We start from the raw sequence: 13678 nt of genomic DNA on the forward strand, positions 1-13678 counted from the left end.
ATCGAATCCGAGCACCTCGCGCTCTCCAGTGTCCGTCACCCCAATGGCGATGACCAGCGCCATGCTCTGCACGCGGCCGCCCTCCCGCACCTTCGGGAACGTGGCATCCAACCACACGTATGGATACCGATGCGCCGGCAGAGGAGAGACACCTCGCTTTTGCTGATGCCATCCAACCCCAATGCTCGCACCCGGTCATCGACCTTGCGAGTGCTCACGCCTTTCACATACGCTTCCTGGATGACAGAGACCAGCGCTTGTTCCGCTCGACGTCTCGGCTCCAGAATCGAAGGGAAGAAGCTGCCCTGACGGAGCTTCGGGATCTTCAAATCGATCGTCCCGAGGCGTGTGTCCCATGCTCTTGAACGATACCCATTTCGTTGCGTGACGCGTCTCTCTGTCCGCTCGTAACGCTCGGCGCCGATTTTTTCTGCTGCTTCTGCATCGATGAGGAACTGCGTCACGAATCGCATCAATTCCCGTAAAAAATCGATCTGATCCACGTCTTGCATCTTGCGAATCCACTCGAGAACTGCGAAGCTATTGAGTGAAGCCATCGTTACGTGCCTCCTACTTTTGGTGTTGGTCACACTGAGTAGACACGAACGGTGGCTTCGTCGTCAATGAGGACGACGAATTTTACACCACTACAATGGACTATAACGCGGAATCCGCCCTGGACCCCGCTAATGCTTGCAGCACATTCCCTCGTCTAAAACTGAACTCCGGATGAATGACGGGCTTCGTCAATCGCTCGATCTGATTCGTGACACGATGCTGGCAATCCCTTGACCGCCGCCGATGCAGAGCGTCGCCATGCCATATTGCACGTTTCTCCGACGCATTTCATGTATGAGCGTGACCAGAATTCGCGCTCCGCTCGCCCCTAAGGGATGTCCCAGCGCGATCGCGCCTCCGTTTACGTTTAACACCGCGTCGGGAATTTCAAGTTCCCGCTGCACGGCCAACGTTTGAGCGGCAAAGGCTTCATTCACTTCAACGAGGTCAAGACGATCCTTCGATAATCCCGCTTTCTTTAACGCTTTACGCGCTGCCGGAATCGGACCAAGACCCATGAACCACGGATCGACGCCGGCACCGGCATGGGTTAAGAGCATGGCCAACGGCTTTAAGCCGAGCGCCTCTGCTTTGGCATCGCTCATGATCACCAACGCGGCCGCGCCATCATTTAAACCCGACGCATTGCCGGCCGTCACCGTACCGTCCGGCTTAAAAGCCGGAGGAAGGCTGCGGAGTTTTTCCAACGTTGTATCCGGGCGCGGATGTTCGTCGTTTTCTACCCACACCGTTTCTCCACGTTCATTTCGAGCGGCCACCGGGACAATCTCTTCCTTAAAGAGACCGCGCTCCATGGCTCGCGCCGCCTTTGTTTGGCTCGACAGCGCAAATCGATCTTGCTCCTCACGCGTAATCGCATAACGCTCGGCGATGTTTTCCGCCGTAATGCCCATATGCACGTCATAGAAAGCATCCCATAGCCCGTCCAGGATCATACTGTCAAGGACCGTTTGATGCCCCATACGAAAACCGCCCCGCGCCTCCGGCAAAAGATACGGCGCGCGGCTCATGTTTTCCATACCGCCAGCGACGACGACCTCGGCTTCCCCGGTTTCGATCGCTTTGGCCGCTAATTGCACCGCTTTCAGTCCGGAACCGCAGACCATATTGACCGTATACGCCGGGACGTCGTAAGACAGACCGGCGCGCACCGCCGCCTGTCGGGCGGGATTTTGCCCTTGCCCGGCCTGCAACACATTCCCCATGATGACTTCATCGACTTCTTCCGGCGGAAGGCCCACCCGTTCCAGCGCGCCCCGAATCGCCGTCGCACCGAGCTCGACCGCCGATACGGTTTTCAACCGCCCGCCGTATTTTCCGACGGGCGTACGTACAGCACTGACAATGACGGCCATCCTTTTTGTCATCCTAGATCACCTTCAAAAAAGTGCAGTTCAATTTTCTGTTCAAGCGCCTGGAGCACTTCAGCGACGAGTCGGTCGGCGGTCCGTATCTTCACGAGCTCCACCGGCGACTTCAAAACGATCACGCTGGCCAATTCTCAAGGTCCGCCCGGATGCGGCGGAAGACGTCGTCGATGGCGCCGAGGCCGTCGATCTCGGCGAGAACGCCCCGGGCACGGTAGAAGTCGATCAGCGGCGCCATCGCCGCCACGTTCACCCGCAGGCGTTCGGCAACCGTCTCCGGCCGATCGTCGTCCCGCTGGTAGAGTTCCCCGCCGCACCGGTCGCAGACGTCGGGGACCTTCGGCGGATTGAACTCGAGGTGATACGTCGCCCCGCACCGGCGGCAGATCCGGCGACCGGCGAGACGCCGGATGAGGACGTCTTCCGGGACGGCGAGGTAGAGGACGCGGTCGATCGCCCGGCCGGCATCGGCGAGGAGCCGCTCGAGCGCTTCCGCCTGAGGGATCGTCCGGGGAAAGCCGTCGAGGAGGAACCCTTTCGCCGCGTCCGGCTCGGAAAGCCGCTCCCGGACGATGCCGATCGTCACCTCGTCGGGGACGAGGGCGCCGGCGTCCATGGAGCGTTTGGCCTCCAGCCCGAGGGGCGTCCCCTTCGCGACGGCCGCCCGAAACATGTCGCCGGTCGAGATGTGGGGGATGCGGTACGCGTCCCGGATCCGCTCCGCCTGCGTGCCTTTGCCGGCACCCGGAAGGCCCATCAAGATCAGGTTCATGCTCTCCCTCCTTTGCCGCCCAGCGCCGCGCCATCTCACCGCCAATGGAAAATCTAAAGGGAGCGGCCTCGCCGCTCCTTATGAACATTTCAAATCAAATCCGAGTTGTCGCCTGCCGCCAACTTCCGGATGGCATCGACCGCCTCCGGATTCTCAAGCGATGATAGATCCCCCGGATCTTGACCAAGATATGCGGCACGAATGGCCCTGCGTAATATTTTTGCATTCCTGGTTTTCGGAAGATCGTCAACGCAATAAACCGCTTTCGGCCGAAGCGCTTTCCCGAGCCGTTCCGCCACCCAATGGAGAATCTCCGCTCTCAAATCTGGTGTCCATTCCCGCCCGGGTTTTAAGACGACAAAGGCCACCGGCACTTCGCCTTTAACATCGTCGGGAACGCCGATCACCGCAGATTCTTTTATCGCAGGATGAGCGGTAAGGATGGACTCAATCTCAGCCGGACCAAGACGCTTTCCGGCGACGTTCAGCGTGTCGTCGGAACGGCCCGTGATCGTCCAAAAGCCGTCTTCGTCCAGAATCACCCAGTCACCGTGGACCCATATGCCGGGCCAGCGCTTCCAGTACGTCTCCTCGTAGCGCTCCGGCTCCCCCCAGAACCCTCGCGTCTGCCCGACCCACGGCGCCTTTAAGACGAGTTCCCCGACCGTTCCCCGCACGGGCTTTCCGTCCGGGTCATAGACGTCCGCCGCCATGCCCGGAAGGGCCGCGTTGAACGTGATCGGCGCGATGGGCTTGATGAGGACGTTCCCGAGGATGCCTCCGGAGATTTCCGTCCCGCCGGAGTAATTGAAGATCGGGATCCGGCTTTTTCCGACCTTCTCAAACAGCCACTTCCAAGGCTCCGGGTTCCACGGTTCGCCCGTCGAGCCGATGACGCGCAGACTGCTTAGATCGTGGCGGCCGGGGTACGCTTCACCGTGCGGCATGAGCGCCCGAATGAGGGTCGGAGAAACCCCAAGGTGCGTCACCCGGTGGCGGGCCACCAGATCCCACAGGCGATCGGGGGCCGGGTGATCCGGCGTGCCGTCATAGAGCACCATCGTCGCCGCGTTGACAAGCGTGGCGAAGATGAGAAAAGGGCCCATCATCCAGCCCATGTCGGTGACCCACAGCATGACGTCGCCCGGCCTGACGTCCATGCCGAAGCCGGCGTCGAAGGCGCTTTTGAGGGGAAATCCGCCGTGGGTGTGAAGCGCCCCCTTCGGTCGGCCCGTCGTGCCGGAGGTGTAGATGATGAGGAGGGGATGGGCGCTGTCCAGCGGCCTGAACGTCTCGTTCGCGGCCGGGGCGCAGGGAGGCGTGCCCGTCTCCAACGCCTCCCATTCGACGTCGCGCCCGGGCTGTAAGAGCCCTTCCCGTCCCGCCCGCCGGACGACGATGACCCGCTCCACGTACGGCGCCCGCTCCACCGCCCGGTCGGCCTCTTCTTTCATCGCCACCGGCCGTCCGCGGCGAAAGAAGCCGTCGGCGGTGATGAGGATCTTCGGCCTGGCGCTCTCCAGCCGGGTCCAGACGGCTTCCGCGCCGTAGCCGGAGAACATCGGCACGGTGACGGCGCCGATTTTCGCCGCCGCCAACAGGGCCACCACCGCTTCCGGAACCATCGGCAGGTACAGGGCCACCCGATCCCCCGGCTGCAAACCCAAGCGGACCAGCCCTTGAGCGACGCGATCCACCCGCACGGCCAGCTCGGCATAAGAAACGCGCTTCGTCTGCCCCTCTTCGCCTTCCCAGATGAGCGCCGGGCGGTCGCGAACGAGAGGGTCCTTCAGCCACTTGCCGAGGGCGTCGTAAGCGGCGTTGAGCTTCCCGCCGACGAACCACTCCGGCCACATCGGCCCGCGGCGTAAATCGAGCACCCGTTCGTACGGCTTCATCCAGGCGATGCCGAGCGCCTTTTCCGCCTCGCCCCAAAACCAGGCCACATCGCGAACGGACGCGGCGTAGAAGGTGTCGTAGTCTTCAAAACCCAAGGACTTCATCCATCGGTAAAGCCGGGTCTCGCGGATGAACGCCAAAGACGGATGCCAGACGGGCTCGGCCATGCACAAGCCTCCTTATTGCTCTGCACTTCAGGGTTCTGCACATCCGCCTTCGCTTACTTGCGAACCGGTTCGGCGCGCTCCGGAACCGGCTGGCCGAGCCATTCGCGGTAGAACGTCTCGATATCCGGCTCCCAGTTGTGGATCACCGGGTACCAGGGCGTCGGCGCTTCCACCTCCAGCAGCGTGCCGCAACCCGGGCAGTAATACTCCCGGAACACCTGCCAGTTCGGGTCCGGCGCCATCAGCTTAGGATAGATTTCGTTCAACGATTCCTCCGTGTCCCGCACGTAGATGAGCGCATGCAGCTTCCAATTGTCCCGGTAGTCGCAGAATTCGTGACCGCAGTCGCACTTGATCACCCACTCTTTTGTGTCTTTCTTCTGCACGACGTACAGATGATACTGGTAAGGAAGGATGATGCGATCCTCCCACGGCACCCGTTCCTGCAAGATCTCCAGGTACAACCGGAAGCGCTCGGGATCTTTGGGCTCCGAGAGCATGCGATGCAGCGTCTCCCAATCGATCGTCCCGTCGATCAGCTCTTCAATTTTTTTTCGATCGTAGGCCATTGGATGAACCTCCTCATGGGTGTCATCTTCCTCGTTAATTTGAGTGGACGTTCGGAAGGCTTGAGGAGGGCGGAACTTGCCGCCCCCTGTCGCGCCTTACTCTTCGACGAGCACGAGACGCTTTACGTCGGGCAGCTGTTCCACGCTCATGCGATGCTTCGCACCGAAGGTCGGAACCTCCAGTTCTTCCTCGGTCAAGCTCCAATCCTCCGGGAGATCCCAGAAGCGCTTGAATTCCTCCAAAAACCGAGGGCTCAGCTGGAAGCTCGTCGCGAACATGTGACGGACCTGCACCGAGGCTTCCTTGCGCAAGATGCGCTCCCGCTCCTCCTTCATCCACTCGCGCGTCGGCTTCCCGCGGGCGATGCGCTCTTTGCGGATCTCCGCCCGGCGCTTTTCGGTGGCCTCCCGATCCACATGCCAGCGGCCCTGCTCATCTTGATAGATGACCGCTCCATACACCTTTTCCGCATAGCGGGGGAGCAAGTAGCCGCCGTTGAGGTCCGCTTCGATCTTCGCAGGATCGCGCTCGATCGGATCGCCGAAACCGGGACCGCCGCGCAAGTAGTTCAGGTAGAGATCGTAGTTCTCAAAGATCGTCTCCGTGGTCATGGTTTGCTTATCCCGCTTGATGGTGCGGGCCTTCATGAGCTTCTCGTACTCGGGGTGATCCGGATCGGCATCGGGCCCGAGCGGAAGCGGGAGTCCCTTTTCGATCCGTTCTTTCAGATCGGTGCCGTGGGCTTCGAAGCGATAGCCGGCGGCCGACGGATAGCCGCCCATAAGCCCCCAGTCGCTCACCATATACCCGTTCCCCATGAAGAACATGGTCCAGTCCTTGGCGTTGTACACCATGCGGAGCGTCTCATACCCGCACCCGCCGCGATACTTGCCGTAGCCGCCGGTGTTGGCCTTGACGTTGCGCCCCAGGTAAATCAGCGGCTCCGCCAGCTCCCAAATCTCCATGTCGCCCATGTCGCCTTCGGGGTTCCAGATCGCCGCCGCGTGATCCAGGCCGTCTTTCACCGCCCCGGCGCCCGTCCCTTCGGAAGCCGCCTCAAAGCTGTTGACGGCGTGAATCTCGTCGTACTGGTTGAACCCGCCGCCTTGGAGCCAGTTGGACGTGTTGGCGTTGCCGGCGTTGACCTCTTCGAGATACCCGCGGGCGAAGTAGGCCGTGCTGAGGCTTCGCCAGATGGCGCTCCAGGCGGAGACCAGGAAGTGCCAGGCATACGAGTGGGCCGTGCGCCGGTCGTCCGGATTTTGCCATGTGCCCTTCGGCAAGCGGAATTGCGTCGCATAATAAGCGCCGTCATTGACGAGTTCCGTCGGAATCAAGGTCTGCGTCATCATGACCCAGATGCCGCTGGTAAACGAGACCGGTTGCGCGTTAAAGGAATGCCAACCCCAGCGGCTCGAACCGTCAAAATCGAGCTTCCAGGTGCCGTCCGGATGGATCGTGATTTCATGCGGCGCATGCATGATCGTGTCGACCTTCGCGTAGGGCGGGACCTGAACATCCGGATGTTTGTATCCGACGTCGACAAACGCCACCGCCCGATACTTCCCCGGCACCGTCATCGACTTGATCCTGCGGATCAGGCTGCGGCGCCCGTCTTCCACGATCTCGTAGGCAAACCGCATGTAGTTGTCGATGCCGACTTCCCGAATGAGATCGAGCACCAGATCGCGGATCATGTGACAGCCGGCGATGCGGGTGCGCTCATCGAGCAGCCAGTAGCGCGTCGTGCGGATCGACCGCTGGCTTTCATGGAGCCAGTCGCGGAGCGGCCGGTCGTTTTCCCCGGTTTTCCGGCAGGTGATCTGGTAGCCGTCACCAAACCGCTGCACCGGCCCCATAGTCATCGATCCCGGCCCGAGGGCACCGGTATCGATCACGTGCGTCACGCCGCCGACCCAGCCGACCAGCTGATCTTCCCAGAAGATGGGGACGATCGTGTGCACATCGCACGGGTGAACATTGCCCAGCATGCAGTCGTTGTTGGTAAAGATGTCGCCCGGACGGATCCCGGGGTTTTCTTCCCACCCGTTTTCGATCATGTATTTGATGGCCGCCCCCATCGTCCCGACGTGGATGATGATGCCCGTGGAGGTCATCAGCGAATCGCCGGCGGGGTTGTACAGCGTAAAGCAGAGCTCACCCTCCTGCTCGACGATCGGCGAAGCGGCGATGCGCTTCGCCGTCTCGCGGGCATGGACGACGCCGGCGCGAAGCCGCGAAAACATTTTGTTGTAAAGAATCGGGTCGCTCTCCTTGAGTTCCAGATGCTTAAGACCGGCATAATGCCCCGTCTCCCGCGTGAGCCGCAACACCTCGTCGCGATGCCGTTTGAGCGTCTGCCCCTCGAGCTTCAGCGGGCTAAAGTTTACGCCCAGTCGGGTTTTTGCCATTCGGACCATCCTCCTTCATGATCGCGATTTTTTAGCGGTGCTTGAGATGGAAGAGGCGGTGCGCGTCCAGCGTCGTGCTCCAGCCCGGGGGCACGACCAGCGTCGTCGCCGGCGCTTCGATGATCGCCGGCCCCTCTATCTGATTGCCCGCCTTTAAAGCGTCCATCTCCCAGATGTCGGCATTGACCCACTTTTTGCGGAAGTAAAATGGTCTCTGGCCGCGGTGCGCCTCTTTCGGCGGTGTGGCACCGCCGAGCGGTTCTTCGGGAATGCGCGGTTTGACGCTCGGCACGATGCCGCGCATGATCGCGCCGGTAATGGTGAAGCCCAATTCGGGACTGCGGGCGGCTTTGGCGTAGACGCGGGCATACGTCTCTTCAAACGCTTCCGTCAACCGGTCCCAGTCCTCGGCCGTTTCGACCCGAGCGAGCGGAGAATTGATCTCGAGGTCGTTCAGCTGACCGCGGTACATCATGCGGTACCCCGGAAACAGCGTGACGTTTTCGGGAGAATAACCGTTTAAGCGGAACTCTTCGATCACCTTTTCGGCCAGTTCATTCCAGGCGCTCTGCAGCACTGCTACGGCTTCAAGCTTTTCGGCCGCCCCGGCGTCCGGCGCGACGTTGATGTCGAGGCTCTTGTCGTAGCGGTACTCAAAATCCGCCGCGGCGCAACCGAAGGCGGAAAAACCGGCCGCCCAGGCGGGGATGATGACGTCCTCGAAATCGAGCCCTTCGGTATACCCGTAGGTGTGGACCGGGCCGGCGCCGCCGTAAGAAAAGCAGACAAATTCGGAGGGATGATACCCTTTCCCGCTGATCATCGCCCGCAAATGATCGCGAAGGCGCGTATCCAGGAGCTCGATTACCCCGGCGGCCGCCTCTTCCACCGTAAGCCCCAGCGGACGGGCGATTTGTTCCTCGATCGCCTTTCGGGCCCGTTCCGGATCCAGCTTGATCTGTCCGCCGAGGAAATGATCCGGATTGATGTAGCCGAGCACGACGTGACAGTCGGAGATGGTGACGGTCTCGACGCCGCTTTCCGGCCAGCAGACGCCGACGCGATACCCCGCGCTGTCCGGACCGATCTTGATCGCCTGCGTATACGGATCGATGCGCACGTAGCTGCCGGCGCCGGACCCGACGCTGTCCATCTGGACGAGCGGCAAAGACAGGACCAGCCGGGCCATGTCCGGATCGTGCTGGATGGTGAACTGTCCTTGCACGATCAGCGCCATGTCAAAACTCGTGCCGCCGATATCGGTGGCCGCGATGTTGCGGTAGCCGAGCCGTTCGCTGAGCGATCGCGCCCCGATTACGCCGCCGATCGGTCCGGATACGACCGTCCGCGCCAGCTCTTTCGCTTTCCAGCTGATCGTTCCGCCGTGGCTGGCCATCACCCGCAAGTCAAACCGGGCGCCGAGCTGTTTGAACCGCTCGTTGATCTGGACCAGCGTCCGGCGCGACGGTTCGGCAGCATACGCTTCGAGGATGGTGGTATTGGTCCGGTGCGATTCTTTGCGCACAGGATAATAGTCGGAAGAAGCAAAGACCGGAATCTCCTGCCCGGCCTCCCGCAACACCTCGAGGACGATGTCGCGCACCCGCCGTTCATGGACGGGATTCTTGTAGGAATGGAGCAAGCTGATGACGATTCCTTCCACGTTCCGCTCCACAAGCTTTCGCGCCGCCTCGTACGCCTCGTTTTCCCGCAGCGGAATAACGATGTTTCCGAACAGGTCGATCCGTTCGGTGACCCCGAAGGTCAGCTCCCTCGGCACCAAAGGCGGGTCGTAGCGATGGGTGTTGAGGTGCAGGCGATCTTCGTATGAATAGCCCAGGTACGATTGAATCGACCGCCCCATGCGGTGAAAATCTTCCATCCCTCGGTTGACGATCAACCCGACGCGTAAGCCTTTCCGCTGGACGATGCGGTTGAGCATGGACGTCCCGGAATAAACGGCCGTCACCAGCTGCGGAAAGACGTCTTCGACGGCGAGATTCCACTGCGCCAGCGCGTCGGCCGAGGAGTTGATGAGGCCGACCGACTCGTCGTGCGGCGTGCTTTGCGCCTTGCCGACGACGAAATTCCCGTCTGTGTCCACGAAAAAGGTGTCCGTCATCGTCCCGCCGGCGTCGATGCCCAGCACTTGAATGCGGCGCGTCATCCTCCAACCTCCTTGGCCCTCCCGTTTGGCCTCACCCTACGTCTGGCGAACCGAGACGTTCGCTCGCTTATTCAGCTAGCAATCCGCGTGCCAAAACCGGATGCCTCGTCGAAGCGCCCGAAGACCGCGCCCGGCGCTGAAGGGGGTGTTTAAAAATGAGACAGCCTTGTTTCGCAATCGATACAAGGTTGGGTCGATTGTGCGTTTGCTTTCGAATGTCGATTGGTCTACAATACGGCCAGAGCGGTTCGCCTCCCCATCACGCCGCACCCCGAAGGAGGTGGGACCATGGGGGAAGAACTGGCCCTTCTCTCTCCGCAAGAAATACAGGACAAAAAACGCGCCCTATGGCGCGCGTGGGAAGCGTATGTGAGCGACCGTCGCGTCGAGTCCGGGTTGCGCGCATCCGTCCTTGAATCGTGGAAACGCAGCCAATCGCTCGGGATCCAACCCGAACAAAAGAAGGCGCGGTACCTTCACGAAATCGATGACGTCATCGAATGGAGAAGGCAATCGGAGTTTTTTTTGACGGCGATCCCCGTTTTAGAACATATTTTCGATCAAATCAACGTCACCAAACACTTGCTGACGTTGACCGACGCCGGCGGCCGGATCATCTATCTTCAAGGGGAGCCTTCGATCCTCAAAAAGGCGGAAACCATGCTCTTCGTCCTCGGGGCGGACTGGAGCGAGCCGTCGGTCGGAACGAACGCCATCGGCACCTCTCTCTATCTGCAAAAACCGATTCAAATCTTTTCATATGAACATTTTGCTCAAGCCGCTCACGACTGGGTCTGCTCCGCCGCACCGGTGACCGATCCCCATACCGGTCAAGTGCTCGGAATCGTCGATTTGACGGCGCCGTATGAATACGCCCAGCCGCACACCCTGGGCATCGCCAAAATGATCGCCGTGCAAATTCAAAAAGAATACACCAGAATATCTGATAATTTGAGGAAACATTTATATGACGAATATATGAATGCTCGAAAGCGCTGGCCCGGCGAGCCGATCCTTCTCTTCGACAGCGCCCTGCAGATGCTCACCCAGAGCCCGGAAGCGCAAGCCACGCTCCAAGAACTTCAAAAACGGCATTCATCGCGCTCCATATTGGCGGATATCCGCGAAACCCTCCTCGCCTGCCCCGAGCTCGAATATACGTTTGAGCTGACGGATACGGGCTATGAGGCGACGGCCGTCGCCCTGATCCGGAAAAACGAACGCATCGGTTTTCTCGTTTTCTTGCGCCGGCGCTCCCGGCAGCGCCGTGTTTCTGCTCCCTCCATCCGCCCCGTCTTCCACACCCCCTGGGACACGATCATCGGAAGCTCCCCGGCGATGCAACATGCCATCCAACGCGCCAAAATCGTAGCCGCGACCGATGTTCCGGTGCTGATCACCGGTGAGAGCGGAACCGGAAAAGAACGGTTTGCCCAGGCGATCCATGAAGCCAGCACCCGCCATCCGCACCCGTTCGTCGCCGTAAACATCGCCGCCATCCCCCGTGAGCTGATCGCCAGCGAGCTGTTCGGCTATGAACCCGGCGCCTTTACGGGAGCGAATCCCAAAGGCAAAAAAGGAAAATTTGAAGAAGCCCATGGCGGCACGCTGTTCCTCGATGAAATCGGCGACATGCCGCTTGAGCTTCAAGTGTATTTGCTGAGAGTCCTGCAAGAAAAGAAGATCATGCGCCTCGGCTCCTCGAATGCCCGGCCGGTCGATGTGCGCATCATCGCCGCCACCAATCATAATCTCGCCGAGCGCATCGCCCAAGGCGCCTTTCGGCTGGATCTTTTTTACCGTCTGAATGTCGTCGAGATCGCGCTGCCTCCGCTGCGCGAGCGCGCGCAGGACATCCTCTTGCTTGCCGAATTCTTTTTGGATAAGTTCGCCAAGCAATACGGAAAACCCGCCGCGTCCTTTGACCCCGACGTCGTCCGCTTGTTTGAACGCTACGCCTGGCCGGGCAATGTCAGAGAACTGCAAAATGTTGTAGAGCATGCCGTCATCTTTTCCACCGGAAGCGTGATTTCACTCAACCACTTACCGAGTTACTTACTTAACAAGGCGCCGGATTCCGATTCGCTCCCGCTCGACCCGCTGGAGCGCGAAGAGAAAAAAATGATCGATTACTGGTTGCAAAAAGCAAACGGAAATGTGAGCGAAGTGGCCCGACGGCTCAATCGCTCGCGGGCGACCATATATCGCAAGATTAAACAGTACGGACTCAACCTTTCAAAATACTCTAATATAGATTAGCGCAAAAAAGCAAAAGTCCCAAGGAAAACGGCGGAGAAAGGGGGGCCAAAGATGAGCGAACCGGCCGTCCGTCTCGAACCGTCCCTCAAAACCGAACTCCGGATCACCGCCGAGCTGAAACAATCGCTGGATCTCCTCATGCTCGGCCTCCCCGAGCTCACATCGTATATCGACGAACTCGCGCGTGAAAATCCGGCGCTTCACGTCGATCCTCCCCTCTGGCAGACGTCCGGATGGGCGACCGGCCGTCCGCGGAGCAAAAATCGACGGATCTCGAACGAAAGCGATCCGTATGACCCGCTCTCCGCCCTCCGGGCGCCGGCACCCTCGCTCTCCGATCGCCTGAAAGCCGAGCTCCGCATGCGCCCGCTTGACTCCCGGCTTTTACGCGATGCCTGTCTCATCGTCGATGCCCTGGATGAACGGGGGTTCCTTGGCGTCCCGCTGGAAGCGCTTGCGGAACGCTTTGCCCGTCCGCTTGCGCGTCTTGAAGCCGCCCTCGTCATCGTCCAGTCGCTTGATCCTCCCGGCATCGGCGCCCGGAACCTGCGCGAATGCCTCCACCTTCAGCACCGGCGGCTCGGGGAACCTCTTCCAGTTTTGTCCGCCATCATCGACGAACACCTGGAAGACGTCGCCAGGGGACGGCTTGAGGCCATCGCCCGGCGGCTGTGCGTCCCGATCGAAGCGGTCGTCGAAGCCGTGGCGCTCCTCAAAACGTTTAACCCGCGGCCCGGCGGCGAATTCGCCGTCGAAGCGCCCGTGTACGTCATCCCCGAAGCGGCCGTCCAAAACGACGCGGGGACGCTCACGGTGATCCTCTACGACGACGTGTTGCCCCGCCTCTCGATCGACCCCGCGTTTGCCCGAATGGAACGCCGACTCGATCTCGATCCCCGCACGCGCAATTATGTCTCCCGAAAAATCGCCCACGCCTGCAAGCTAATCGATCAGGTTGAGGCGCGGAAGGCGACTTTAGCGCGCGTGCTGGAGGCGGTCGTCCGCCGGCAGCGGGAAGCCTTTCTCCACGGACCGGAGCGACTGAAGCCGCTTACGATGCAGGTCATCGCCGAGGATGTCGGGCTCAGCGTCTCGACGATCTCCCGCACGGTGCGCGAAAAGCACATCGAAACGCCGTGGGGGGTCATCGAATTCAAACGCCTGTTCCCTTCGCCGGTCGGCGGTAGCGGCGATGAAGCCACGCCGACGACATCCGATGCCATCATCCGCAAGATCAAAGCCTATATCGATGCCGAAGACAAAACAAATCCACTGTCCGACGAGGCGCTGGCCGCCCTGCTCCATCAAGAGGGGGTCCCCGTCTCCCGCCGGACAGTGGCCAAGTATCGCGCGATGGCGGGCATCCCTTCGTCCCATCAGCGCCGGAGCCCGGGAAACGGACGCTCCGTTACAACGACTCCTTAGCTTCCGGCGCTTCCAGATCGAGACGCGAATAGGCCCGTGTTCGCGTTTCGGCGGAGATGCCC

9 protein-coding genes and 1 pseudogene are annotated in these 13678 nt (G+C 60.7%); 2 read left to right on the forward strand and 8 right to left on the reverse strand.

Going from position 1 to position 13678, the window contains the following annotated elements; translation table 11 throughout:
* Nucleotides 1-15 precede the first annotated feature (15 nt).
* The 8 genes and pseudogenes from SA87_RS00005 to SA87_RS00035 all read right to left on the reverse strand — a co-directional run.
* Nucleotides 16-557, reverse strand: a pseudogene (locus SA87_RS00005) (transposase); the annotation flags it as partial.
* A gap of 189 nt (nt 558-746) precedes the next feature.
* Nucleotides 747-1946, reverse strand: coding sequence for an acetyl-CoA C-acetyltransferase (locus SA87_RS00010; RefSeq protein ID WP_066197254.1), 1200 nt, complete (start codon nt 1944-1946; stop codon nt 747-749).
* Nucleotides 1943-2068: a hypothetical protein gene (locus SA87_RS14190; RefSeq protein WP_281180910.1), complete on the reverse strand. Its 126-nt coding sequence runs from the start codon at nt 2066-2068 to the stop codon at nt 1943-1945. Before SA87_RS14190 ends, SA87_RS00010 begins: the two co-directional genes overlap by 4 nt.
* Nucleotides 2065-2718 carry an adenylate kinase gene (locus SA87_RS00015; protein WP_066197259.1) on the reverse strand — a complete coding sequence of 218 codons (654 nt, stop codon included), beginning with the start codon at nt 2716-2718 and terminating at the stop codon, nt 2065-2067. Before SA87_RS00015 ends, SA87_RS14190 begins: the two co-directional genes overlap by 4 nt.
* A gap of 89 nt (nt 2719-2807) precedes the next feature.
* Nucleotides 2808-4784: an AMP-binding protein gene (locus tag SA87_RS00020; protein WP_066197262.1), complete on the reverse strand. Its 1977-nt coding sequence runs from the start codon at nt 4782-4784 to the stop codon at nt 2808-2810.
* Nucleotides 4785-4837: 53 nt separating this feature from the next.
* A complete protein-coding gene (locus SA87_RS00025; protein ID WP_066197265.1) occupies nt 4838-5353 on the reverse strand; it encodes an acetone carboxylase subunit gamma in 516 nt (171 codons plus the stop codon).
* Nucleotides 5354-5449: 96 nt separating this feature from the next.
* A complete protein-coding gene (locus SA87_RS00030) occupies nt 5450-7765 on the reverse strand; it encodes a hydantoinase B/oxoprolinase family protein (protein WP_211264121.1) in 2316 nt (771 codons plus the stop codon).
* 31 nt (nt 7766-7796) lie between these two features.
* Complete coding sequence (locus SA87_RS00035; protein ID WP_066197271.1) at nt 7797-9932, reverse strand: hydantoinase/oxoprolinase family protein; 2136 nt, start codon at nt 9930-9932, stop codon at nt 7797-7799.
* 288 nt (nt 9933-10220) lie between these two features.
* On the opposite strand from SA87_RS00035, the gene SA87_RS00040 reads away from it, so the two are divergent.
* Together SA87_RS00040 and rpoN are read left to right on the forward strand one after the other, a co-directional pair.
* The gene (locus tag SA87_RS00040; RefSeq protein ID WP_066197275.1) at nt 10221-12191 is read left to right on the forward strand and encodes a sigma-54-dependent Fis family transcriptional regulator; all 1971 of its coding nucleotides are present in this window, start codon (nt 10221-10223) and stop codon (nt 12189-12191) included.
* A 51-nt stretch (nt 12192-12242) separates the two neighbouring features.
* Complete coding sequence (gene rpoN / locus SA87_RS00045) at nt 12243-13616, forward strand: RNA polymerase factor sigma-54 (protein ID WP_066197279.1); 1374 nt, start codon at nt 12243-12245, stop codon at nt 13614-13616.
* Nucleotides 13617-13678 lie beyond the last annotated feature (62 nt).

The organism is Hydrogenibacillus schlegelii (assembly GCF_001653195.1).
Classification (GTDB): domain Bacteria; phylum Bacillota; class Bacilli; order Thermicanales; family DSM-22653; genus Hydrogenibacillus; species Hydrogenibacillus schlegelii.

Excerpts from the sequence above, each read along its gene's own strand:
- SA87_RS00010 (WP_066197254.1), bottom strand. The coding sequence starts at position 1,946 with ATGACAAAAAGGATGGCCGTCATTGTCAGTGCTGTACGTACGCCCGTC.
- SA87_RS00015 (WP_066197259.1), bottom strand. The coding sequence starts at position 2,718 with ATGAACCTGATCTTGATGGGCCTTCCGGGTGCCGGCAAAGGCACGCAG.
- SA87_RS00020 (WP_066197262.1), bottom strand. The coding sequence starts at position 4,784 with ATGGCCGAGCCCGTCTGGCATCCGTCTTTGGCGTTCATCCGCGAGACC.
- SA87_RS00025 (WP_066197265.1), bottom strand. The coding sequence starts at position 5,353 with ATGGCCTACGATCGAAAAAAAATTGAAGAGCTGATCGACGGGACGATC.
- SA87_RS00030 (WP_211264121.1), bottom strand. The coding sequence starts at position 7,765 with ATGGCAAAAACCCGACTGGGCGTAAACTTTAGCCCGCTGAAGCTCGAG.
- SA87_RS00035 (WP_066197271.1), bottom strand. The coding sequence starts at position 9,932 with ATGACGCGCCGCATTCAAGTGCTGGGCATCGACGCCGGCGGGACGATG.
- SA87_RS00040 (WP_066197275.1), top strand. The coding sequence starts at position 10,221 with ATGGGGGAAGAACTGGCCCTTCTCTCTCCGCAAGAAATACAGGACAAA.
- rpoN (WP_066197279.1), top strand. The coding sequence starts at position 12,243 with ATGAGCGAACCGGCCGTCCGTCTCGAACCGTCCCTCAAAACCGAACTC.